This is a genomic window from Frankia sp. CpI1-P, assembly GCF_001421075.1.
Taxonomy (GTDB): Bacteria; Actinomycetota; Actinomycetes; order Frankiales; family Frankiaceae; genus Frankia; species Frankia torreyi.
In genome coordinates, this window is record NZ_LJJX01000018.1 from 24,128 (window position 1) to 48,199 (window position 24,072).

Here is a 24,072-nt window from a genome sequence, read left to right on the forward strand (position 1 = left end):
NTCGCTGTCGAGCAGGTCGGCGTCCATGTTGACGTCGAGCAGGTTCGCCCCGCCGCGCACCTGCTCCAGGGCGACGTCGACCGCGGCCTGGTAGTCGTCGGCCTCGATGAGGCGACGGAAACGCGCCGAACCGGTGACGTTGGTCCGCTCGCCGATCATGACGAAGCCGGTGTCCTCGCCGATCTCGAACGGCTCCAGGCCGCTGAACCGGGTCCGTGGCGTGGGCATCGGCACCTGCCGCGGCGCCGTGCCCTGCACGGCGGCGGCGATCCGGGCGATGTGGGCCGGCGTCGTCCCGCAGCAGCCACCGACGATGTTGACCATCCCGGCGGCGGCGAACTCGCCGATCAGCCGGCCGGCCTCGGCCGGGGTCTGGTCGTAGCCGCCGAAGGCGTTGGGCAGCCCGGCGTTCGGGTGGCAGGCGGTGTAGGTGCCGGNGATGCGGGACAGGGCCTCGACGTGCGGGCGCATCTCCTCGGCGCCCAGCGAGCAGTTCACGCCGACGACCAGCGGGTTCGCGTGGGCGATGGAGCTCCAGAACGCCTCGACCGTCTGCCCCGACAGGGTCCGCCCGGACAGGTCGACGATCGTCACCGAGATCCACAGCGGCAGCTGCGGCGCGACCTCGCGGGCCGCGGCGATCGCGGCCTTCGCGTTCAACGTGTCGAAGATCGTTTCGATGAGCAGCAGGTCGACCCCGCCATCGGCGAGGGCCTGGATCTGCTCGGCGTAGGCGGCGCGGACCTGGTCGAAGGTCACCGCCCGGTACGCCGGGTCCTCCACCCGCGGGGACAGCGACAGCGTGACGTTGAGCGGGCCGATGGAGCCGGCGACGAACCGCCCACCCGCCTCGTCCGCGGCCTGTCGGGCCAACTGCGCGCCGCGCAGGTTCATCTCCCGCACCAGCGACTCCAGACCGTAGTCGGCCTGGCCGATGCTCGTCGCGGTGAAGGTGTTCGTGGTGGTGATGTCCGCGCCCGCGGCCAGGTACTGCCGGTGCACGTCGAGGATGACGTCCGGCCGGGTCAGGTTCAGCAGGTCCGGGTCGCCGGTCACGTCCTTGGGGTGGTCACGCAGCGAGTCGAGCTGGTAGTCCGCCGGGGTGAGCCCGGCGTTCTGCAGCATCGTGCCCCAGGCGCCGTCCAGGACGACCACTCGCTTCGCGAGCAGCTCCCGCAGCGCGGCCGCGCTGTCGCGGGTACCGGGGCGACCCGCCACCTCACCGACGGAAGCGGTTCCAGCCATGAGACACCTCCCTGTCGTGGGAGGCGCCCTTGGTGACCGGTTCGGGTCGAGCGTGGCGGACCTGGGTCCGTTGNAGCGCCTCTCGACCTGACAACGACGATACCGTGCCCGCGTGATCGCTTGGCGACAGCTCGGGTAGTCGCAGGTCGGCGCCCGGTTCTCCGGCCGGTTGCCGGCGTGATCTCGACGTGGTGTTTCTTGATGCGTGACGCCGACGGGAGGGAGCGCGCGATGGGGTCGGGCAGCGCCGGACGGGCGGGCTACTCCGGGACGCCGCTGGCTCGCAAACTGGGGGTGAAAGCGGGACACCGGCTCGTGATCCTCGCCGCGCCGCCCGGGTGGGCGGTGCCGGAGCTGCCCGAGGGTGTCGAGCCGGAGCACCTCGCCGGTCTGCCCGCCGACGGCACCGACGGCACCGACGGCCTGGCGGCGATCGACGTGTGCGTCGCGTTCTGCCGGCGGGAGGTCGACGTCCACGCAGCCGTGGCGGCGTTCGCCGAGGCGATCCGGCCCGCGGGCGCGCTGTGGATCGCCTGGCCTCGGCGGGCCGCCGGTCATCGCAGCGACGTCAGCGAGAACCTCATCCGCGAGGTCGCACTGCCGCGCGGTCTGGTCGACACCAAGGTCGCCGCGCTCGACGAGAACTGGTCCGGGCTCAAGGTCGTCTGGCGCCGCGAGCGACGCTGACCTGCCGCGCTGCCGGTCAGCCCGCCCCGTCTGCGCGCACGCCCGCGAGGTGCGTCGCCGTGTTGAACTCGGCGAGCGTGAGCTGATCGCCGTCGCGGGTGAAACGGGTGATCCCGGCGTTACGGATCCCACCCTCGGCGGCGATCCGGCCCAGCTCCTCGTAGGAGAGCCCCTCGACGAGCTGGCGCAGCATGACCACCACGGCGTCGTGGGCGACGATGAGGACCCGCCGGTCGGCGTGGTCGCGGTGCAGGTCGGCCAGCAGCGAACCCAGCCGGCGGGCGATGTCGGGGAAGTTCTCCCCGCCCGGCGGGCGGTAGTCCCACTGCCCGGCCGCGCGCCGGCGTTCGGTCTCCGCGGGAAAACGGGCCTCGATCGCCGCCCTGGTCATCAGCTCGAACCGGCCCATCAGCCGGTCGACTAGCCGGTCGTCGATCACCGGCTCGGGCAGCGCCAGGCCCCCGCGCGCCGCCGCCTCGGCGGCGATCCCGTAGGTGCGGCGGGCCCGCAGGTAGGGGGAGCAGACGACGATCTCGGGCGGCTGGATGATCGGCGGGTCGGCGGCCAGTGCCCGGCCGAGCGCCGCGGCCTGCGCGCGTCCCAGCGCCGTCAGCTCGACGTCGGCGTCGCGCCCCGACACGCCCGCGTCGAGCCGCCCCGCCGCCCGCGCCGCCGGGAAGGCGACGTTCGCAACGCTCTGCCCGTGCCGAACCGCCGTGAGTTCGGCGACCAGACCCCCCACGCCCGCCCCCTGCTCAGGCGGCCGGCGCGGCCGGCGCGGCCGGCGCGGCCGGAGTGGCCGGCGGGCGGAAGGCGTCGAGGATGAGGCGGGTGAACCGCAGCCGGCTGTCGATGTCCTGCTGACCGGTCTCGACCAGGCGCTGGGCGCAGCCGCTCATCATCGTGCGAAGGTCGGCGGGGGTGACGTCGAGGCGCACCGCGCCGGCCCGCTGCGCACGGACGACCACCTGGTCGACGAGGGTGGTGATGCGGTCGATCTGGATCTCCGCGCTGGCCAGGGTCCGCATCCGCATCACGTCCTGGACCAGCCGGTTCGCGACGATCCGGTCGAACCAGCTCATGATCAACATCTCGAAGCCGGCTGCCGGGTCGGGGTCGTGTAGCGCGGTCGTGGCGATCGTGTCGAACCACCGAAGCTGGCGTTCGACGACGGCGGTCAGCAGCTCGTCGCGGCTGGGGAAGTTGCGGTAGACGGTCGCCTTACCGACGCCGGCGCGGGCGGCCACGTCCGGCACGGTCGCCGACAGTCCTAACTCCGAGAACACCTCGACCGCGGCCCGGACAACCCGCTCATGGTTACGCCGCGCGTCCGACCTGCGCATCTCGGACGTCGTCACGGCACCATTGGAGCACACGACGCCGCTACGGGCCCGGCCGCGGGAAGCGGTCGGGCCCGGACGGGCAAGCCGTTATGGGCGGAGGTCAGCCGCCGGTGGTGGCGCCGGCGGTGGCGCCGGACTGGGCCGGGATCGTCGAGATCTGCGGGGTGGACGCGACGGCGGCGGTGGACCGCGCGTCGTGCCGGCCGTGACGCAGGCCGGGCAGGGTGAGCGCGGCGAGGCCGGCGACGAGGGCGACGACCGCCGAGACCGCGAACGCCGTCTGGTAGGCGTCGGAGGTCGGCAGCCCGGTGGCGTCGGCCTGGGAGACGAGGATGCTGGCGCAGATCTGCGAGCCCAGCGACGCGCCGACCGAGCGCAGCAGGGTGTTCACCCCGGTGGCCTCGCCGGTCTTCTCGGCGGGGACGGCGTCGACGATGAGGTTCGGGATGGCCGCGAAGACCATCCCGATCCCGCCGAACAGGACGATGCACTCCACGATCAGCGTGCCCTCGGAGCCCGGGACGCCGGCGAGCAGGACCAGCCCGACCGTGGCGAGCAGACTGCCGGTGAACAGCGCCGCCCGACCGCCGAAGCGCTGGCTGATGACCGTGGCCAGCGGGCCGGTGACCAGCATCATCAGGGCGCCGGGCACCATCAGCAGGCCGGCGGTCGTGGCGCTCGCGCCGAAGCCGTAGCCGCTGGCCTTCGGCGTCTGGGCCAGTTGGGGGATGAGCAGGAAGGCGCCGAACATCCCGAACCCGACCAGCAGGGTCGAGATGTTGGTGGTGAGCACCGAGCGCCGGGCGAGGATGGCCACGTCGATGAGCGGCTCGGCCTGGCGCCGCTCGAAGGCGAGCAGCCCGGCNAGCACGATGACGCCGCCGATGATCATGCCGAGGGTCGTCGGGCTCGTCCAGCCCCAGCTCTTACCCTGGCTGATGGCCAGCAGCGGCAGCGCAAGGCCGACGCTGAGCAGCAGNGTGCCGATCACGTCGATGCGGCCGGGGACGCGGGTGGGCGATTCGGGGATCAGTAGCTGGGAACCGACGGCGGCCAGGGCGGCCATCGCCGCGCCGCTCCAGANGATCCAGTGGTAGGTGGCGTGGTCGACGAACAGTCCGCCGAGGACCAGGCCGAGCCCGCCGCCGAGACCGGTGATCGCGGAGATCAGCCCGATCGACACCGAGCGCTTCTCCACCGGGAACTCGTCGCGGATGATGCCGAAGCACAACGGGAAGATGCCGCCGCCGGCGCCCTGCAGGATCCGTCCGACGATCACCAGGGGAAGCTGGGTCGCCAGCGCCGCGATCNCCCCGCCGAGCGCGAAGATCGCCAGGGACACCACGAGCATCCGCCGTTTGCCGAACATGTCGCCGAGCCGGCCGATGATCGGCGTCAGCACGGCGGCGGCCACCAGGTAGCCGCTCATCGTCCAGGTGACGTTGCTGACGGACGAGTCCAGCTCGCGGGCCATGTCCGGGATCGCCGGGGCCACGGTCGTCTGCGCCAGGGCGAACGACATCGCGGCCAGCAGGAGGACGGTCAGGGTGCGCCCGGGCTTCGGGCGCGGTTCAACCACGCTCATGGTGCTCCTTGGGTGCTCCGCATGCGGGTCCGGCGCGTCGACGTCACCGGCGGAAGAAGGGCGGAAAACGGACTTGGTGAGTCCACATATTACGTGGACTCAACGAGTCCGTTTCGCGCTGCCACGCCAGGAGCCCCATAACGTCGGTCACAAAGCCCTGCCACCATCGGGCGGCCCGGAAGCGAGGGCGGCCCGGAAGCGAGGGTGGCTCAGCGCGACCAGTCGCTGAGGGCTTCCAGGTGTCGCCGCATCCGGTGCCGGGCGAGCCCGCGGTCGCCGGCGATGATGGCGTCGATGATCGCCCGGTGCGCTGTCCTGGCTTCACACACGGGCTGACCGCACCCGTCGGCCGCCGGTTCGCCGCCGCCGACCGCGGGGGTGGGGCGGGAACTGTCGACGTGCCGCCGCCAGATCGCCGTCAGCACCCGGACGAACGACGCCAGCGCCTCGTTGCCGGTCAGCCGGGCCAGCTCCATGTGCAGGTGATGCCCGGCGTCGACGGGGCCCGGCGTCTCGCCGGCATCGGCGTCAAGCAGCGCGGAGAGCCGGGCGGTGAGCTCGGGCCCGCGGCGTTCGATGAGGATGTCGACGCAGCTCAGCTCCAGCGCGTCGCGCACGATCCGCAGATCGTCGACGCTGGCCTGGCTGTACTCCAGATACAGCGCGGTCGCCTCGACGGTCGCCGCCGGGTCGGGCTCGGTGACGACCAGGCCGCCGCCGGGNCCGCGCCGCATCTGTGCCACCGAGTGGTATTCGAGCAGCCGGACGGCCTCGCGCAGCACCGCCCGGCTCACCCCGTAACGGGCCAGCAGCTCGCTCTCCGAACCGATGACCACCCCCACGGGAACGCCGTCGCGCGCCACGTCGTCGCGGATGCGCCCCGCGACCGTCTCGGCGAGCTTGCCCGCTGGCATCGTCCCGCCCGGGCCCGATCCCAGGCCCGGCGCGCGGGGCCGGATCCGCCGCCCGCCCGCCCGCGCGACTGGGCCCTCACCGGCGACTGTGCCCTCGCTTATGGCTGTGCGCTCGCTCATGGCTGTGCGCTCGCTCATGGCTGTGCGCTCGCTCATGGCTGTGCGCTCGCTTGCGGCCGTGCCCTCGTATCCGGCCCGGTCCGAGCCGTCGGCAGCGGTCGGCGCGGTCATCCACTCGTACATGGCCTCCAGGTGCACCGCCGCGAGGTGCTGGGCGCGGGCGGCGTCCCCGCCGATCACGGCCTCGGCGATCGCGGCGTGGTTGCGGTGCACCTCCTCGGCGACCTGGGCGCGCCGCGCCGGTGAGGCGCTGCTGCGGGTCGTGGCGTACTGGTGGGCGGCGTAGCGGAAGGTCAGCGAGTTGAGCACGTCGACGAACAGCACCAGCACCGGGTTGCCGGTGGCCGCCGCGATCGCATGGTGAAGCTGGTGGTGGGAGCCGAACTCGGTCGGGTCCGCCTCCTCCCGCCGGGAGATGATCTCGCGCAGGGTGCGGATGCCGTCCTCGGTGATCCGCGCCGGGGCGAGCGTGGCGGCCAGCGACTCCATGATGAACCGCGCCCGCAGGATCGACTCGATCGTGACTCCGACGTACTCCAGGTAGACGCCGAGCGCGGTCGTCACCGCCACCTCGTCCGGCGCGCGGACGATGAGACCGCCGGACGGCCCCCGGCGCATCGTCGCCACCTGGTGGTGCTCGACGATCCGTACGGCCTCCCGGAACACCGCCCGACTCACCTTGTAGCGCTCGATCAGCGTTGGCTCGGAGCCGATGACCGCGCCGACCGGCCAGCCCGCANGGACGATGTCGTCCTCGATCCGCCAGGCGACCTGCGCCGCGAGCTTGCCACGGGCGTCACCTCGCGGGGGATGCCTGACACTGATGGCCGGGCCGCGCGCCGACTCCACGAGCCTGTCCGTGGAGGGCATCGCCGTCGGCCTCCTCCCCAGGATGTGGCATGACGCGACGGGATGGCGCCGCACCGAACCGGGCCGGCTCCGGTCGACGGGGCCGGCGAGCGGAACGGGCATCTCGCCCGGGCTGCCGTCGTACACGCTTGGATGTCCAAGGATATGCGTGCTGGGACACGCCCGGGAGTGCCCTCCGGAACGCGCCGGCCGCTTTGGGTAGCCCGAACGGGGGTGCCCACGCCCTTCCGCGCGGCCGGNGTGCCGGGGATCCACCTGCGGTTAAACACCAGATCCGGGGTCATCGGCCCGGCGGCGGTGGACGACCTGCCACCCGGCGCAGAGGACACTCCATCGCCTCTCCTGGTGGCTCTCCCCGGCCCGATCATGGCCCGAACGGGCACCCCGGCGAACCCGTCCGTGTGGTGCCTGCCGGCCGGAGTACTCGATCGCTCGCGTCCGGCGGCTGTCTGCCGTGCCCGTCCGGCGACTCTTCGCCGCGCCCACCCCGCGACTGTCTGCCACGCCCGCCCGGCGCGTCGTGCTCAGGTAGCGCCCGGCGAGTGCTCGGGTGCTGGGAGCGTTGGGCAAGAATCCACCGCCCCCACCGGTTCCGCTCGGCCTGCGGTCGTGTAGCATGACCTCCAGATCCTGACGGACCGCACCTCACGGGCCGCCAGGACGACAACTGAAGATCGCTGTAAGAGCATGGTCCCGTGGTGAAGTCTGGAGTTCACGCCGNCCTGTCAAGGCGGAGGTCGCGGGTTCGAATCCCGTCGGGACCGCGTTCGTATGACCGGAAGCACGTNTCGGCTCCTACGATCCCGCACAGCCCGGGGCAGGTAGCTCAGTCGGTACGAGCGTCCGCCTGAAAAGCGGAAGGTCGGCGGTTCGACCCCGCCCCTGCCCACTCGATCCTGATCCTGCCTGCTCACCGCCCTGGGGGCGGTTTCGCCGGTGGGATCTCGTTATGTCTGCCGGGGGGGCCGAGCCCCCCCGACCCCCCCACGTGGCCTGGGATTCTCGGCTGGTTGGGGGACGCTGGCCGGTGTGGGTGGATTCGGCCTTGGGCGCGTTTCTGACGGCGACTCGTTCTCCGCGGGGCGGAATGTGGGTCNCACCTCAGGGATTGTTCAGTACTTTCTGTATGGGTCGCTCAGGCTGGTATTCCACATCAACTCGCCAAGGCGTCACCCCGGGCGCGACGCTGGGCGTGGGCGTGGGCGTGGGCGTGGGCCATGCCGACCAGGAAGCGGGCGTGGCGTTCCGGGGAGAGGCCGGTGGTGTCGGTCCGGGCGGCGCGGTCGAGTGCGTCATTCGCGTCGCCCAGATGGATCATGAAGTATCGATCACAACAAACCACCGCCAGTCACAACAACCGTCGCGGCCACTGCGAGCCGTCGAAACCACCCCGAGGCTGTGGCCGGCCGCCGCGTTCACCGAACTCGCAACTGCTGTCTGACCGGCGGCCACCGTGGCCGGTGGCATGTCTCGCTTCCTCGCTTCTTCGGGACGCAACACCGCCCGTCCAGATGCCTGCGCCGGAAGGGGATCTCGCGCTGCTCGGCAGCTGAAAGGGTGCGGAAGGGCAGCCGCATCTGCCGCATCTGCCGCGCCGGCACCCGGACCAGCTCGTGAGGAGCCTCCGCCGATCGCGCCACCATCCCCTACGCGCCGCGCATACGCCCAGCTCCCCTGCGTGGAAGCCGCGTCCACGCCGCCCTTTAAAAGGGACGAAACAGATAATTTGGACAATTGATCAGCGTCCCGCACCTTCCTCGCTTCAAATCGGCGCGAGGGACCGTAAGTTTCGCGTAGAAGCGGTCTATAGTCGCCGATAGCTCCGCATCTGCGGGTCTTGTGCAGCGTCGCACACCCTGCGTTACATGTGCGGAAGTTGTCATCCCCGGTGCGGACGGGCACAGCTGCCCGCATCGCNCACCCCTGACGCGAAGGTTGACGTGAGATCACATCTGTCCGTGCGTACGCGCACAGCGGGAACGGCACTGCTCCTGGGCACCGCGCTTGCGGTGGCCTTCCCGGCTGCGGCATACGCCAACACCGTGGGCGTCACGGTGAAATCACCCGGGGCTACCAGTGGTCCCGCAAACCCCAACTCCGAGATCTCGACCCACGCGGACTGCAGTAGCGGCCTGATCTCCGGCGGTGGGATCAACCAGGCCACCGGCACCGGCAACGGCAACCATGTGATGGGCACCTCGCCCAGCCCCGACGGCACCACCGAATACACCGGTTCCACCGGGGTTGTCGGCACCGACGTGACGCACTGGCTCNGAATCGGCGGAAGCGGCGGCCAGGCCGACAGTTCCTTCTCCACCACCCCCTTCGCGGTGTGCTTCACCAGCAACCTGATCAACCACACCCAGGTAGTCATGAACAAGACCAACGCACCCACCACCGGGTCGACGGTGGGCCTGGTCACCGCGATCTGTCCGGCGAACACGGTCCTGCTCGGCGGCGGCGCGCGCGCCACCCCGGCCAGTGTCGGCAACTTCAAGCCGATCGCCAGCTTCCCCACCTTCAACAACTCCGCACATGACTACGGCCAGAAAGCCGCGGCCGACGGCGAGACCAACCCGAACGCCTGGACCGCCGTCGGGTGGGCCAACGGCACCAACAGCACCAACGAGACCTACGCCTACGCGATCTGCAGCGGAAACAGCATCAACATCAGCGGCGTCACCGTCAAAGTCCACTTCAGCGAGGCGAGCGGCCCGACCACGGGGAACACAGGTCAGAAGAAGACAGTCAACTGCCCCAGCGGGGACGGGAAACTGATCAGCGGGGGCGCCGCCATCAGCGGAGGCAGCGTGACGACGACCGACTTCACCGGACCGGGCTCAGGCGGCGACCACCTTAACGGAAGTTTCCCCAGCGACTCGAGCGGCAACCCGGTCAGTGANGGGACCACCACGGCGGCGTACTGGACTGCCTTCACCCATACCGGGGGTACCAGCTCGCCGAGCACCTACTCCGACGTCTGGGCGCTGTGCGCCAACGACGGAATCTGAGGACACCTGTAACCCCGGTCCGCGGGCGACCGCGGCACCGAGCAGGGCCCGCCCGACGTTTCGTCACCTGACGAAACGCGGTTTCTGTAACACCCACAGCGGACAGGTGGTCCCGGTGCCGCGCGCCGGGACCACGAAACTGTGCGGGTAGACAGCCGGGTGCGGTGAAGAAGATCGTGGGCAGGAAACGCGGGGGCCCGCGGTGCTGGGCGACCCCACGATTCTGCGTGGACTGTGGAACGGACCTTCGGCCGGTTGATTTCCTATCGCCGCCGCGCGACCACGAAACCCTGCCCACCGCTCCAAAGAAATGATCCACGTTGTGGCGGTCAATATCATGGCTCGCCGCTTCGCCGGCACATCAACCCCGACCTGGCAAGAAGCGGTTCGGGACCCCGGAACCCCCGTTCCGGGGAGCATAGCCAAGAGGGTGTTTGGTCTTGGGGTTTTTGTTTGGTTCACGAATAGGCCGCCAGAGGGGGCTGATCGTCATACGTAATCGTCGTGTATTCGCGTGGTCTGTTTCGGTGCTAGGCGTTGTGCTGAGTATGGGGCTGACCGGTTGCCTGCCAGCGGCGCCCTCGTCGGGCGCCTCTCCGGAAAAGGCCTGTGGGAGCTCAGGCGTCCTCGACAAGAAGACCTGTACCTACAGCACGGTCGGGTCGGACACCTTCACCGTGCCCAACGGCGCAAAATGGGTCGAGATCACGGTGGTCGGCGCCCAGGGCGGGCATTACTTTGTTGCCGGTGACGCCAGCCATGGCGGCTCGCCGGTGGGTGATATCACCGGCCGTCCGGGTGGGGGCGGCGGCCAGGCGTACGGCGTGATAGCGGATCTGTCCTCAGGTCAGGTTCTGCAGGTCGATGTCGCCGGTAAGGGTACTGACGGCACGGCGGCGAGCCGGTCTGGCGGAAAGAACAACGGACCCTCCGGGGGACAGGGCGCCGTGGGGGGCTTCGGCGGCTCCAACGGCGGTGTGACAGGCGGTAAGGGGGACGCCGCCGGGGCTGATGGTGGGACCGCGCCCCTCAACGGTGGCAACGGCGCCGGTGGCGGCGGTTCCTCGGATGTACGGATCGCGGCTGCTGGCTGCGCGACGTTGACGTGCGCTCTGGCGGACCGGGTACTGGTCGGTGCGGGCGGCGGCGGAGGCGGCGGCACTGGTGGCCAGGGCTACGCGCTGGGCGGTGCCGGCGGCGCCGGTGGCGGTACTGCCGGCGCGGCCGGTGGTGCCGTCGTCGATGGTGGCCACCCGGGGACTCCTGGGGGCGGTGGAACCCCGACCGCAGGTGGGACCGGGGGGCTCAACGCCGGGCGGCACGCGACTCCGCCTCCGCCCGATCTCAACGATCCGCGCTTCGGCGGTGATGGCACCGATGGCCGCTCCGGGGCAGGCGGCGCCGGGGGCGTGGGAAACCAGGCCTGCCTGGGTGTGCACAACCCGCCCTGCCGGAACCCCGATGATCAGGATGCGGGCGGTGGCGCCGGTGGCGGCGGTGGTGGTGGGTACTTCGGCGGTGGTGGCGGCTCGGGAGGCGGTGGCCTCACGATCGGTGGCGGCGGGGCAGGTGCCGGTGGGGGCGGGGGAAGCTCCTTCGCCGCCCCCACGGTGAGCTCTGTCGTCCTGACCGCTGGTGTCAACGCCGGGACCGTCAACAAGGGCGACGGCGAGGTCGTCATCACGTGGGGTTCCTCGAAGGACCCCAAGCCCACGCAGCCGTCCACGCCTCCGACATCGACACCCACTCCGACACCCACACCGAGCCCCACATCGAGTCCGAGCGCACCGCCAGGCCNTGCTCCGAAGCCGGCAGCAGCCAACGCCTATGTGATCAACAATTTCGGGAACACGGTCACCCCGATCGACGTGACGACCAATACGGCCGGTGCCCCGATCCGGGTGGGTGCAAGCCCCAGAGGGCTTACGGTCACACCTGATGGCAGGACCGTCTATGTGACGAACCGGGCCGACAACACGGTGACGCCGATCGATGTGGCCACCAACACCCCTGGTGCCCCGATCCCGGTCGGTCAGTTCCCGTTCGGGGTCGCAGTGACTCCTGACGGCCGGACCGCTTACGTGGTGGACAACGCCAGCGACGACGTGACGCCGATCGATGTGGCCACCAATACTCCCGGTGCCCACATCCCGGTCGGGGACGACGCACACTACGTCGCGATCACCCCCGATGGCAGGACCGCCTACGTCACCAACGCCGCAAGTAACACGGTGACGCCGATCGATGTGGCCACCAATACTCCCGGCACACCGATCCCGGCCGGGAACAACCCGCAGGGAATTGCGATCACGCCCGACGGCAAGACCGTGTACGTCACGGACAACGCCGACGCTGCCAGCGCCACCGTGACGCCGATCAATGTGGCCACCAACACCCCCGGCACACCGATTCCGGTCAGCGACCGCCCGGTCGGGATCGCGATCACGCCCGATGGCCGAACCGTGTACGTCACCAATGAGCGTGACGCCGTGGTAACGCCGATCAATGTGGCCACCAACACCCCCGGCACTCCCATCTCCACCGGCGGCCTCGAACCGTTCTACATCGCGGTCACGCCGGACGGCGTGGCCGCCTATGCGGTCAACCGCGACAGCGACACGGTGACGCCGATCGACGTGGCCAGCAACACCGCCGGCACCCCGATCCCCGTCGGTGACCGGCCGGTGGGGATCGCGATCAGCGCACCACCGAAGGCCGTACCGCCCCCGCCGGTGTGCGGGACGACCGGTGCGCTGTCCGGGACGACGACGATGACCTGCACGTATCACACCAGCGGATCGGACACCTTCACGGTGCCCGCGGGAGTGAGCTCGGTCGAGGTCGTGGTGACCGGCGCCCAGGGCGGGCACTACTTCATCGCTGGTGACGCGGCGCACCCGTCCCCGGCAGGGGACATCACCGGGCGTCCCGGAGGCGGCGGTGGCCAGGCGTCCGGGACACTGACGGGGCTGAAGGACAACCAGGTCCTGCAGGTGGACGTGGCGGCCAAGGGCNCCAACGGAACCGGGGCCTCGCGCTCGGGCGGAATGAGCAATGGCCCGTCCGGCGGATCGGGAGCACTCGGCGGGTTCGGCGGGTCCGACGCCGGCGTGCGAGGCGGGCCTGGTGATGGCTCCGGTGCGAACGGCGGAACAGCGTTCAACGGTGGTAACGGCTCCGGCGGCGGCGGTTCCTCCGACGTCCGCGTGGCCGCGGCGGGATGTGTCGCACGGAAGTGCGACCAGTCCACCCGGGTGCTGGTCGGTGCCGGCGGAGGCGGCGGCGGCGGCGTCGGTGGGCAGGGCAACGCGCTCGGCGGAGCCGGGGGTGCCGGCGGCGGTGACGTCGGCGCCGACGGCGGGTCGACCGTCGATGGCGGTAATGCCGGACTCCCGGGCAAGGGCGGCACCCAGACCACCGGAGGCGCCGGAGGGCTGAACGCGTGCCGGCACGGTGCTGGGAATCCCCCGAGCACCGACCCGCTGACCGATCCGCGCTGCGGCGGGGACGGTACTGAAAGCACGTCCGGTGCCGGCGGTGCCGGCGGTGCCGGGAACCTGCCCTGCACCGGAGCGCACACCCCGCCCTGCCTGGACCCGACCGCCACCACGTCCGGTGGTGGCGCGGGCGGCGGCGCGGGCGGCGGCTACTTCGGTGGTGGCGGCGGCTCCGGTGGCGGCGGCACCTTCGGCGGCTACGGTGGCGCCGGTGGCGGTGGCGCNGGCGGGAGCTCGTTTGCCGCGTCGACCATCGAGAACCCCGTCCTGACCACCGGGGTCAACGCGGGCACAGTCAACGACGGCAACGGTGAGGTCACGATCACCTGGACTTCTCCCGGTATCGCGGCTCCGGCGTCGATCTTGACCGCCACCCCGATCCCGACCCCGACCCCGGCCTCAACCCCCATACCGACCCCCACGCCCACACTGGCCCCGAAGCCCGACCAGACGTAGGCGAACCCTCAGAAGTAGCGCACGCAAGCAGAGCAGAACCCTGCGCTCGGCCGGTGATCGACTCGGTCACCGGCCGAGCCAGCGTTCGACTCGTTATGTCTGCCGGCGGGCCGAGCCCCTGAACCTCCCGCGTGGCCTGGGTGCTCGGCTGGTCGGGGGCCGCTGGCCGGTGTGGGCGGATTCGGACTTGGTCGCGTTCCTGACGGTGACTCGTTTTCCGCGGGGCGGAATGTGGGTCGCACCTCAGGGATTGTTCAGCACTTTCGCTATGGGTCTCTCCGGCCGGTCGGTATTCCGCATCGCCTCGCCAGGGCGCGAAGCGTCTGGTCGGAGCGCAGACTAAGCTTCTGAAGAAGATCGTGGACGAGGGTCCGAACCCGCGGGTGATCATAGATCTGTTCGGGGGGCACCTGCTCCGCCTTCAGCAGCGCGGCCATGGCGTCACCCGGGGCGCGGCGCTGCGCGTGGGCGCGGGCCACGTCGTAGCGCACCACGGAGCCATCGGCCGTTCCGCCGCTGCGTGAACGGCAGATACCTGACCATTCCAAACCACGTAACACTAGGCAGAACCCCAACGGCCGGACCAGTCGCGCTACCATGCTTCGGCTCCGCGAGTTCGTTTTCCTCGACTGGCAAGCCCACGACCTGCGACTTCACGCCAGAGATCTCCACCGTGTGCCCACGCACCGCGGGACCCGGGTTGCAGGACACTCNTGTCGCTTCCAGGAGACGGGTCGTCGATAAGCGGCCCTCAGTGCCCGTCTCTTCAGGTCAGCGGAGGGCGTCTGAACCCAGCGAGAGAGGAGATGATCAGAGGGGCTACGATCACGCGCATGCGGGACGGCTCTGAAGATGTGCCCACCGGTGATGCGGACCCCGTTCCGGACGAGCCGTCGGGTGATGCGGATCCCGTTCCGGACGAGCCGTCGGGTGATGCGGATCCCGTTCCGGACGAGCCGTCGGGCGACGGGCGGCCCGCCTTGTCCGCACTTCGGCGGATCGTCAGCGAAGGCTCCGCCCGGTTTTGGACGGTGGTGGGGGGCATATGTGCGGTCTTGGCGCTGGTGCTGACTCTGATAACGATCTTGCCTCACGGTGAGGATGTAGTCCGCACGCAAGCGGTTCCAGCACCTGCCGACCTTCGAGTCGTAGGATTCTCGTTGGCTGATCCGACTTCCGTGGACGCTGACGTCCTCAGCGGAGGAGCTCCAACTCCCGCCGCAGGAACTTCGATCAATTCATCGACGATAGATCTCACGCTTGAGAACATGGGTGATTTCCCGGCACTCATCACCTCTGCAACGCTTACTTTCCACTATCAACAGCGAGTGGCGGACTGTCGCCAGTCGGGAGGTCCTGTGACGATCTCCGGCAGCTATTCAATCAAGGTGCCGAGCCAGGTGCAGAAGGTGCCTTTCTCGGTCGCTCGACCAATGAATTTTGAGGTGAAGCCCAAGGCGTTGGATCGGATGACTATTACGCTCGGCCCGCAAGAGCTTGGCGAGACGGAGCACTGGCTGTACGACTTCGACCTCGTACTTCGCACGCGCGACGGCCAGTCAATCCCGGCCGGACGAGCGTCGGTCATGTCGCCGCCGGGGGAACCCGCGAACGTGAGCGAGGTGAACGTCGGCACGCCCGGCGGGGCTTACGAACAAGAATGTTTGAAGCGTGTACAAACGCAGCTAGCGCACCTTGGTGGGACCCGTGCCGCGGAGCTGAATACGCTTGCGGATTACATCAACCAATTCGTTCGGCCAGGCTCACCGAGTTCCTGGAGGTGTGCCGATAAGCTGCCAGGAGTTGTTCCTACGAACCTGATTTCCGCTTGTTTTCGGTATTCGCACTGGACGATCGAAGCGGAACTCCGCTATCTGGAACCGCCGACGCCCGCTCTGATCGCGCTGGAACTCGGCAGTCCGGATGGGGGTCTACCGTACACGCTTGACATCCGGACGCAGCAAGGTGCTGCTATCTCTCTAGATGGCCCAAGTCGCACGACGCCCTACGGATACTCCGAATTGGGTGGCAGCGTCGAGGGAAAATTGAATGGCAATTCAATTCGGTTGTTCATAGCGTTGGCGAAATCATTTGCGCAGAAGTCCTTCTCCGTCTCGGTCTGGGGCCGCACATATGGGAGTCCTACCTATGGCGGCAGCCTCGTTGACCACGCGACCGCGCCGATGGATCTGTTCTTCGGTAGCCGGTAGCCGGTAGGAACGTCCGAGCGCCCGGCGGACCTGGCGGAGTCCGCAGCCTGCTACGCGGTCAGCCCGGTTGCGGCAGTCATCTCCCAGCAACACTGGTCGTGNCCAACGTCACCCCGTAGAACCGGGGGCGCGGACTGCTCCTGCCAGACCCGACCCGCTGCTCCAACCCAGCCAGCGCGCCGCGTTCCCGGTCGACCCGCCGAAGTCGGCGACGGCCCGGTCGACCCAGGAATCCAACGCCTCGCCCGCGGCCGGCCGAACGATTGCTGTCAACCGCGGTTGCGGCGGCGGGGCACCAAGCGGATCTCCGGGCAGGCGGCGCCGAGCAGCTTGACCAGCGTGTTCTCCTGTATCGCACGCCGAGCGCGGGCCGGCGGGCCGNCCGTGTTCGGCTCGGCGACCACATCCAGCACCAATCACGCCGGATGCGGCACGAAACGTGCCAGATGTCCGGATCGCGGACATTTCTATATGTCTACCGACAAGTAGACGCAGCCGCCCACACCGTACCGGGCGATACGTCTTTGTCGTCCGGTCACCATCCCAGCAAACAGGCGACTGTAGCACGGGCGCGTGCTGGGACGTGGCCGAACAAAGCGAATAGTCAACCGATTTTCGGTAAAGCAACGTGAAAATTGGGGGTACAGGCATTAATGCCCGTTGACGTCGCTGTTTCGGGGTTCTACGCTGGCGTCTCCGCAGGCCGTTGGCCGTAGCGTCATCCACCTCCGAGTAGCCGAGAGGTTGCTGCCGAGATGAGTTTCACCGAGCACTTTCGCCGAAACGTCGAAAAACACGGCGACAGGCAGGCGGTGGTCTTCGTCCGCGACGACGCGAGCGGGGAGCCCGACTCCCGTACCTATCGCGATCTGGATCTGCGTGCCAGAAAATTGGCCACCTGGCTGAACGCGCAGGCCGCGCAGGCCGGGGACGGTACGGGCGGACATCGTNCGGTGCTGCTTCTCTACCCGCCGGGAATAGATTTCCTGGAGGCATTCTTCGGCTGCCTTTACGCCGGTGTCGTGGCCGTCCCGGCACCGGTTCCCGCTGACCCGCGGAGCTTCACCCGGGTGACGGGGATGGTCGCCGATGCCGGCGTCGGTTACTTGCTTACCACCTCCGACCTCGTGGAAACGATCGAGGCACAGTTGCGCCAGGCGGGTTTCGCCGACCAGGTGACCTGCGCGGCGACGGACGCCGGTCTGTCGGGCGACGCGGCGGGCTGGTCGATGCCCGAATTGTCCGCGGAGTCCCTCGCCTTCCTGCAGTACACCTCCGGGTCCACCAGCGAGCCGAAGGGGGTGATGGTGACGCACGGCAATCTGCTGCACAACCAGGCGGAGATCCAGCGGATCAANGCGACCGGTCCCGACACGATCCTCAGCAGCTGGCTGCCGCACTTCCACGACATGGGGCTGATCGGCATGCTCCTNCATCCGCTGTACCTCGGCGGGAAGTCCGTCTTTCTCTCGCCGATCGCCTTCCTGAAGCGCCCCTGGCGGTGGATGGACATGCTGAGTCGGTATCGGGCCACAATGACCTGCGCGCCGAACTTCGCCTACGACATGTGCGCGCGCAAGGTTCGNGACGAACATATCGAGACGCTCGACCTGTCCGCACTCGTCANCACGCTGAACGGGGCGGAGCCGGTCCGTGCCGAGACCCTGGACCGGTTCGCGGAGCGANTCAGCCGAGCGGGTTTCCGGGCGAAGAGCTTCGCGCCCTGCTACGGCATGGCGGAAGTGACGCTGATCGCATCCGGCGGCGGCCCGGACGATGCGCCGGTCGTCCGTGCGTTCGACGCTCGGGCGCTGGAGCGCAACGAGGCGGTTCCCGCGACCGCGGCGGGCTTTCAGCGCCTGGTGAGCAGCGGCCGACCCGGGACGCTGGACCTGCGGATCGTTGATCCCGAGGATCGGACGGTTCTGGGAGAGGGACGGATCGGCGAGATCTGGATCCGCGGCGGCAGCGTCGCGGCCGGCTACTGGAACCGTCCGCAGGAGACGGCGGAGACGTTCGGCGCCCACACCTCGGACGGCACGGGCCCCTTCCTGCGGACCGGTGATCTCGGGTTCTCCCTCGACGGAGAGCTGTTCGTGACCGGCCGGCTCAAGGACGTGCTGATCATCAACGGCCGCAACATCTATCCGCAGGACATCGAACACGTTGTTCGCGAGCTGCATCCCGCTCTCGCCGGGGGCGGGGGCACCGGAGCGGTCTTCTCCGTCGACCTCGGTTTTGAGCACATCGTGGTCGTCCACGAGGTCCAGAGCAGCCTGCTGGGCGAGACCACGCTGCCGGAGCTGGCGGCCCGGATCCGGGTGGCGGTCTCCCGCTCCTTCGAGATCGCGGCGCCGAGCGTGCTGCTGACCGGCCGCGGCAAGGTTCGGCGCACGACCAGCGGCAAGGTGCAGCGTCGGCTGATGAGAACCCTCTTCATGACACCGGGCGCGCTGCCGGCGCTGCACGAGCAGATCGACCCGGCGCTGCGCGCGCTGCGGGCGCCCGGCGACGACCGGAGCGGTGAGAAGGCGCTGGCGGCCGCCGAGGGCACGACTCCCTGACGTCGAGGGCGCGGCAGCGGAAAACGCGCCCTCTGTCGATGTCCATTCCGCCGTCTCGGATATGAACGGAGCCCGGGTGAAGGGAATAGGTCTGCGCCGCATCGACCACGTCGGTGTGGCGGTCGCCGACCTCGACGAGTCCATCGAATTGTACGAGCGCGTTTTCGGCATGCGTTGTCTGCACATTGAGGACAACCCCGAGCAGGGCGTGCGCGAAGCGATGCTGGCGGTCGGCCCCGGCCCGACGGACGGGTGCGTGCAGCTTCTCGCCCCGCTATCGCCGGATTCGACGATCGCGCGGTTCCTGGACCGCTCCGGACCTGGTATTCAGCAGGTCGCGTACACAGTCGACGACATCGAGGCGGCAAGCGCCGAGCTGCGTTCGCGGGGCGTCCGGTTGCTCTACAACACGCCCCGGCGCGGCACGGCGGGCGCACGGGNGAATTTCGTGTTCCCGAAGGATGTCGGCGGCGTGCTTATCGAGCTGGTGGAGCCGGCTCCTCCCGGGACCGTTGATGCCTGACGGCGGAAAGAGCGAGGCGATGCCCGGCGCGGCCGGCGGCGCGGCTCACAAGGCGCAGATCGTACGGTGGCTGACCGACGAGATCGCCGATCGCCTTCAACGGCCGCCCGAGTCGGTGGACGCGAACGTCCCCATGGTGGACTTCGGCCTGGACTCGGCGGATCTGATCGGTTTGCTCGGTGGACTCGAGGACCTGCTCGGGGCTGACCTGGAGGCGACCCTCGCGTGGGAGCATCCGACGATCGCCGCGCTGGCGGACCACGTCGGCTCTCTCACCGCCCCGGCAGGGGGAGCCGACGAGCACGTCCCCACGGCGGACCCGGCGGGCGAGACGGACCCGGCGGACCCGGCGGGCGAGACGGACCCGGCAGACCCGGCGGGCGAGACGGACCCGGCGGACGACGCGGGCGACGCCCGCGCGCGCTGGGGCGTGTCCCGGGAGCCGATCGCGATCGTCGGGATCGGTTGCCGCTTCCCCGGCGGCGCTGACGGCCCCGAATCCTTCTGGCGGCTGCTGCGCGAGGGACGAGACGCGGTGACCGAGGTCCCCGCGGACCGATGGGACGCGACGGCCTTCGAGAAGATCACCACGCGCTGGGGCGGTTTCGTCGACGGCATCGACCGGTTCGACCCGCACTTCTTCGGGATCTCCCCGCAGGAGGCGGCGCGGATGGACCCGCAGCAACGGCTGCTGGCCGAGGTCGCCTGGGAGGCCCTGGAGGACGCAGGCGTCGTCGCCGACCAGCTGGCGGGCTCCTCGACCGGGGTCTTCGTCGGCGTCGCGACGAACGACTACGGGCGGCTCCAGTTCGATGATCTGGCGGGGATCGATGCCCATGCGGGCACGGGAAGCGCGCTGAGCATCGCGGCGAACCGGTTGTCGTATCTGTTCGACCTGCGCGGGCCGAGCCTGGCCGTCGACACCGCCTGCTCCTCCTCTCTCGTCGCCGTCCTGCAGGCGTGCGCGAGCCTGGCGAGGGGGGAGTGCTCGCTGGCACTCGCCGGCGGGGTGAACGCCATCCTGTCACCGGCGATCGCCATCAATTTCAGCAAGGCCGGCGCCATGGCGGCCGACGGCCGGTGCAAGGCCTTCGACGAGCGAGCCGACGGCTACGTGCGCTCGGAAGGCGCGGGCATCGTCGTCCTCAAGCCGCTGCGCCGGGCGATCGCGGAGGGGGACCGGATCTACGCGGTCGTCCGCGGCGGCGCCGTCAACCAGGACGGCCGCANCAACGGCATCATGGCGCCCAACCCCCAGGCCCAGGAGGCGGTGCTGCGCGCCGCCTACGCCGACGCCGGGGTGGCGCCCGGGCGGGTGCACTATGTCGAGGCGCACGGCACCGGGACGCTGCTCGGCGACCCCATCGAGGCCAAGGCGCTCTCCGCGGTCCTGCGNGCCGACCGCGACCCGGGTCTGCCCTGCCTCATCGGGTCGGCCAAGACGAACCTCGGGCATCTGGAGGCGGCGGCCGGCGTCGCGGGGCTGATCAAGGTAGCGCTGATGGTCCGGGAGCGGACCGTCCCGCCGAGCCTGCACTACGAGCGGCCGAACCCGCACATCCCCTTCGACGACCTGGGCCTGCGAGTGGCCGACACGATACGGCCGTGGCCGTCACCGGACCCGGCCCTGGCCGGCGTGAGCTCCTTCGGTTTCGGCGGCACCAACGCGCACGTCGTGGTCGAGCAGGCACCGAGGCCCGAACCTGCCCAGGCTGCGGCCGCCGTCCCGGACGAGCGGTCGGCGGACAGCCAGCCGCAGGTGCTGACCGTCTCGGCCCGCAGTGCGCAGGCGCTGCGGGAACTCGCCGGACGGTACGAAGAACTGATCGCCCGGCGGGACGAGGGCCTTTCCCTGCCAGCCTTCTGCTCGGCCGCGGCCCTACGGCGATCGCACCACGAGTTCCGGATGGCCGGCGTCGGCACGACGTGGGCGCACCTGGGCGAGGCCCTCGCCGCGTTCCGGGACGGTGCGCAGCGGCCCGGCCTGTCGTGGGGCGGACGGCACGTCGGCGGCAACCCGAAGCCGGTGTTCGTGTTCTCCGGCCAGGGCCCCCGCTGGTGGCCGCTGGCCCCCGACCTCCTCGACGGCGAACCCGTCTTCCGCGAGGTGCTGGAACGCTGTGACGCGGCCCTTCGGCCGTACACGGACTGGTCCCTGCTCGAACAGCTGACGGCCGGCGCCGGACAGTCCCGGCTCGGTGACGCGGCCGTCGGCCAGCCGGCGCTGTGCGCCGTCCAGGTGGGGCTGGCGGCGCTGTGGCGGTCGTGGGGCGTCGAGCCGGCCGCGGTCGTCGGCCACAGTGTCGGCGAGATCGCGGCCGCCCATGTCGCCGGGGTGCTGACCCTCACCGACGCTCTGCGGATCACGCTGCGCCGTGGTGAGGTGCTGCGCGGCGCGGCCGGCCGGGGCCGGATGGCCATGGCCGGGGTCTCCGACACCGAGGCGCGACGGTTGCTCGCCGAGCTGGACTCGGGACCGGTGTGGGTGGCCTCGAGCAACGGGCCGGACTCCACGGTGCTGTCCGGGGAGGCCACTGCGGTCGAGAGGACGGCGGCGGCCCTCGACGCGGCCGGCGTGTTCTGCCGGGTTCTCGAAGCGGTCGACTTCGCCTCACACTGCCCGCTGATGGATCCGCTGGCGGACGAGTTCCGGCGCCTGCTGGCGGGCCTCGAAGCCGTTCCGGCCGCGATCCCGATGATCTCGACCGTCACCGGGGAGCGCGTCGGAGGCACCGAACTCGACGCCGGGTACTGGGCGGCGAACCTGCGCCGCCCGGTGCTGTTCGACCGCGCGATCACCGGCCTGGTGGACGTCGGTCACGACGTGTTCGTGGAGATCTCCCCGCAGCCGATGCTCGGCGCCGCGGTGTCCGAGCGCATGTCGCACCAGCGGGCGGACGGCGTGGTGGCGGCGTCGCTGCGGCCCGGCACCCCGGGCCGCGAGAGCATGCTCGCCGAACTCGGCCGGCTCTACACGGCGGGATTCCCGGTCGACTGGAGGAGAATCCATGGCGCGGCGGCGCCGATGGTCACCCTTCCGACCTATGCATGGCAGCGGGAGCGGTACTGGTTCGACGACGGGCGCCGTCGCCGGCGCCGTTCCGCGCACGCCGGCCACCCGGTGCTCGAAACGCACCTGCGGTCCGCCACCGGGGCGGGTGCCCACCACTGGTCCGCGACCGTCGACCTGGCCGGGTTCCCCTACCTCGCCGACCACCGCGTGGCGGGAAGCGTCGTCCTGCCCGCCGCGATGCTGCTGGACGCGGCGCTGGCGGCATCGAGGGAGGTGCTCGCGCAGAGCCGGACGGTCCTGGCGGACGTCAGGTTCGAGCGGATGACGGTGGTCCCCGAGACCGCCGCGGAGGCGACGCTCCAGCTCGTGCTCTTTCCGCAGGCCGCCACCGCGGGCACGTTCCAGATCTTCACCCGTGGCGGCGGACCCGGTGACACCGACTGGACTCAGGTCGCCGACGGCAGATACCGCGACCCGGACGGCGGCAGCGGCCCGGACGGCGGCAGCGGCCCGGCCGCGTCCGCCGGCCGGCCGCAGGAGACGCCGGCGGAGATCCGGCGGCGCTGCACGCGGCCGGTGGACTGCGACGAGCACTACGCGGCGCTGAACCGGGCCGGCCTGCAGTACGGCCCGGCGTTCCAGGGGATCCAACAGATGTGGCAGGGGGAACGGGAGGCTGTCGCGCGCTTGCGGGACCTGGCCGACCTGGCCGACCTGGCCGCGGACCCCGATCCGTACCTGGTGCACCCCGCGCTGCTCGACAGTTGCCTGCAGGTCCTGGCGGCCACGGTCGGGGCGCAGCCGGACGAGGCCACCTACCTGCCGGTCGCCGCCGGCCAGGTCACCCTCTACGCCGAACGTACGGTTCCCCGCTGGGCGCATGCCACGGTCTGCGCGGACGGGCCGCAGACCGGCGCGGGCGAGCTGCGCGGCAGCGTCGCGCTCTTCGGCGAGTCCGGCGAGCCGGTGGGGAAGGTCGACGAGATCGCTCTGCGCCGGCTGGGCGGCGCCGCGCCGGACCCGGTCGGTGACGCGCTGTTCGAGGTCGGCTGGCGCGAGCTGCCTGAGAACACCGACCTCGCCGACCCCGCCGGAGCCGACGTGGCCGGCTGGTGGCTGCTGTTCACCGACGAGACCGGAACGGGCGAATCGCTTCGCGGCGCGCTGCGTGCCCGCGGCGTCGAGTGCGTGACCGTCACCGCCGCCGACGGCTGGCGCAGGCCGGCCGACGACCGGTACGAGATCGATCCGCTCGCCCCGGAGGACTTCGCCGCCCTCCTCGCGGACCTGCGCGGCACCAGGCCGGTGCCCTGCGCCGGAGTGCTGTACGCGTGGAGCCTCGACGCCCCGCCCGCCGAGGGCGGCGACGTGCTGGCTGGCGGCGACGTGCTGGCTGGCGGCGGCGCACTGGATGGCGCGGCGCTGACTCGGGGCGGCGAGGAGCCGAGGGCGATCTCGCTGCTGCACCTCGTGCAGGCGCTCGTCCAGCAGGACCGGCCCGGCGCGACGGCGCCACGGCTCGTGGTGGTGACGCGCGGGGCGCAGCGGGTGGGACGGGAGGAGGCGGCTGCGGCGCTCGGCCAGGCGCAGGTCTGGGGCCTGTCCAGGGTGATCGCGCTGGAGCACGGCGAGCTCCGTCCCCTGATCGTCGATCTGGATCCGGCCAGCGCGGCGGACGCCGCCGAGTCCACCGCGCTGCTCGCCGAGCTGTCGCGGCAGGACGGCATCGGGCAGCTCGCGCTGCGCGCGGGCAGACGGTACGCGCCGGAACTGCGGCCCGCCAGCCCGCCGGCCGAGACGGACCTGACCTGGCGGGAGCGGCCGTATGTCCCGGCCCGGGACGCCAACCTGCGGGTTCTGGCGACGCGCCCAGGGATTCTCGGCAGCCTGAGACCCACGCTGTCCGAACGCACCCCGCCCGGCCCCGGGGAGGTGGAGATCGAGGTCAGCGCGGCCGGTCTCAATTTCAACGACGTCCTCAAGGCCATGGACATCTGCCCCGGGGTGCCACCCGGCATCGCCCCGCTCGGCGGN

At 70.6% G+C, this 24,072-nt stretch carries 10 protein-coding genes, 2 tRNA genes and 16 pseudogenes; 17 read left to right on the forward strand and 11 right to left on the reverse strand.

What is annotated here, in order from left to right; translation table 11 throughout:
- Position 1: 1 nt before the first annotated feature.
- A pseudogene (locus tag FF86_RS48235) lies at positions 2-437 on the reverse strand (homocysteine S-methyltransferase family protein); the annotation flags it as partial.
- A 1-nt stretch (position 438) separates the two neighbouring features.
- Positions 439-1,245, reverse strand: a pseudogene (locus tag FF86_RS48240) (homocysteine S-methyltransferase family protein); the annotation flags it as partial.
- Between the two features lie 231 nt (positions 1,246-1,476).
- On the opposite strand from FF86_RS48240, the gene FF86_RS14015 reads away from it, so the two are divergent.
- A complete protein-coding gene (locus FF86_RS14015; RefSeq protein WP_044885273.1) occupies positions 1,477-1,932 on the forward strand; it encodes a DUF3052 family protein in 456 nt (151 codons plus the stop codon).
- 16 nt (positions 1,933-1,948) lie between these two features.
- Here FF86_RS14015 and FF86_RS14020 read toward each other — a convergent pair whose 3' ends face one another.
- The 8 genes and pseudogenes from FF86_RS14020 to FF86_RS48275 form a co-directional block, all read right to left on the reverse strand.
- Positions 1,949-2,665, reverse strand: a complete 717-nt coding sequence (locus FF86_RS14020) for a histidine phosphatase family protein (RefSeq protein WP_055409250.1) — start codon at positions 2,663-2,665, stop codon at positions 1,949-1,951.
- A gap of 22 nt (positions 2,666-2,687) precedes the next feature.
- Positions 2,688-3,275, reverse strand: coding sequence for a TetR/AcrR family transcriptional regulator (locus tag FF86_RS14025; protein WP_044885309.1), 588 nt, complete (start codon positions 3,273-3,275; stop codon positions 2,688-2,690).
- 100 nt (positions 3,276-3,375) lie between these two features.
- The coding region (locus tag FF86_RS48245) for an MFS transporter (RefSeq protein ID WP_242418742.1) at positions 3,376-4,140 on the reverse strand (765 nt) is incomplete at its 5' end.
- Between the two features lie 115 nt (positions 4,141-4,255).
- Positions 4,256-4,358 (reverse strand): annotated as a pseudogene (locus FF86_RS48255) (hypothetical protein); the annotation flags it as partial.
- A 1-nt stretch (position 4,359) separates the two neighbouring features.
- Positions 4,360-4,585, reverse strand: a pseudogene (locus FF86_RS48260) (MFS transporter); the annotation flags it as partial.
- A 1-nt stretch (position 4,586) separates the two neighbouring features.
- Positions 4,587-4,860 (reverse strand): annotated as a pseudogene (locus FF86_RS48265) (MFS transporter); the annotation flags it as partial.
- 209 nt (positions 4,861-5,069) lie between these two features.
- Positions 5,070-5,582 (reverse strand): FadR/GntR family transcriptional regulator (locus FF86_RS48270; protein ID WP_242418743.1); only part of this gene is annotated, 513 nt, incomplete at its 5' end.
- A 1-nt stretch (position 5,583) separates the two neighbouring features.
- Positions 5,584-6,512: pseudogene (locus FF86_RS48275) on the reverse strand (FCD domain-containing protein); the annotation flags it as partial.
- A gap of 941 nt (positions 6,513-7,453) precedes the next feature.
- On the opposite strand from FF86_RS48275, the gene FF86_RS14040 reads away from it, so the two are divergent.
- From FF86_RS14040 to FF86_RS66225, 4 genes and pseudogenes are all read left to right on the forward strand, one after another.
- Positions 7,454-7,528 (forward strand) — tRNA-Asp (locus tag FF86_RS14040).
- 51 nt (positions 7,529-7,579) lie between these two features.
- A tRNA-Phe gene (locus FF86_RS14045) sits at positions 7,580-7,653 on the forward strand.
- Between the two features lie 1,051 nt (positions 7,654-8,704).
- Positions 8,705-9,037 (forward strand): annotated as a pseudogene (locus tag FF86_RS48280) (hypothetical protein); the annotation flags it as partial.
- Position 9,038: 1 nt separating this feature from the next.
- Positions 9,039-9,666 (forward strand): annotated as a pseudogene (locus FF86_RS66225) (hypothetical protein); the annotation flags it as partial.
- A gap of 951 nt (positions 9,667-10,617) precedes the next feature.
- Here the strand turns inward: FF86_RS66225 and FF86_RS48285 are convergent.
- Entirely contained in the window at positions 10,618-11,028 is a 411-nt protein-coding gene (locus FF86_RS48285) for a hypothetical protein (protein WP_236706324.1), read from the reverse strand.
- A gap of 648 nt (positions 11,029-11,676) precedes the next feature.
- Between FF86_RS48285 and FF86_RS48290 the strand changes: the two genes are divergently transcribed.
- The 12 genes and pseudogenes from FF86_RS48290 to FF86_RS66265 all read left to right on the forward strand — a co-directional run.
- On the forward strand, positions 11,677-12,789 hold a 1,113-nt coding region (locus FF86_RS48290), incomplete at its 3' end, for a beta-propeller fold lactonase family protein (RefSeq protein ID WP_255355791.1).
- A gap of 1,772 nt (positions 12,790-14,561) precedes the next feature.
- Positions 14,562-15,938, forward strand: coding sequence for a hypothetical protein (locus FF86_RS33295; protein ID WP_128423300.1), 1,377 nt, complete (start codon positions 14,562-14,564; stop codon positions 15,936-15,938).
- 755 nt (positions 15,939-16,693) lie between these two features.
- A pseudogene (locus FF86_RS48300) lies at positions 16,694-16,888 on the forward strand (hypothetical protein); the annotation flags it as partial.
- A gap of 1 nt (position 16,889) precedes the next feature.
- Positions 16,890-17,295 (forward strand): annotated as a pseudogene (locus FF86_RS66230) (AMP-binding protein); the annotation flags it as partial.
- 1 nt (position 17,296) lies between these two features.
- Positions 17,297-17,370, forward strand: a pseudogene (locus FF86_RS66235) (hypothetical protein); the annotation flags it as partial.
- Between the two features lies 1 nt (position 17,371).
- Positions 17,372-17,523, forward strand: a pseudogene (locus tag FF86_RS66240) (AMP-binding protein); the annotation flags it as partial.
- A 42-nt stretch (positions 17,524-17,565) separates the two neighbouring features.
- Positions 17,566-17,623 (forward strand): annotated as a pseudogene (locus tag FF86_RS66245) (hypothetical protein); the annotation flags it as partial.
- Between the two features lies 1 nt (position 17,624).
- Positions 17,625-18,502 (forward strand): annotated as a pseudogene (locus tag FF86_RS66250) (AMP-binding protein); the annotation flags it as partial.
- A gap of 61 nt (positions 18,503-18,563) precedes the next feature.
- The coding region (locus tag FF86_RS14070; RefSeq protein ID WP_242418746.1) for a VOC family protein at positions 18,564-18,942 on the forward strand (379 nt) is incomplete at its 3' end.
- Positions 18,943-19,044: 102 nt separating this feature from the next.
- The coding region (locus FF86_RS66255; protein WP_396229879.1) for a type I polyketide synthase at positions 19,045-20,254 on the forward strand (1,210 nt) is incomplete at its 3' end.
- A gap of 1 nt (position 20,255) precedes the next feature.
- Positions 20,256-20,420, forward strand: a pseudogene (locus FF86_RS66260) (hypothetical protein); the annotation flags it as partial.
- A 1-nt stretch (position 20,421) separates the two neighbouring features.
- Positions 20,422-24,071: pseudogene (locus FF86_RS66265) on the forward strand (acyltransferase domain-containing protein); the annotation flags it as partial.
- Position 24,072 lies beyond the last annotated feature (1 nt).

What these genes read in the sequence shown, in the direction of transcription:
- FF86_RS14015 (WP_044885273.1), top strand. Translation starts at nt 1,477, where the DNA reads ATGGGGTCGGGCAGCGCCGGACGGGCGGGCTACTCCGGGACGCCGCTG.
- FF86_RS14025 (WP_044885309.1), bottom strand. Translation starts at nt 3,275, where the DNA reads ATGCGCAGGTCGGACGCGCGGCGTAACCATGAGCGGGTTGTCCGGGCC.
- FF86_RS33295 (WP_128423300.1), top strand. Translation starts at nt 14,562, where the DNA reads ATGCGGGACGGCTCTGAAGATGTGCCCACCGGTGATGCGGACCCCGTT.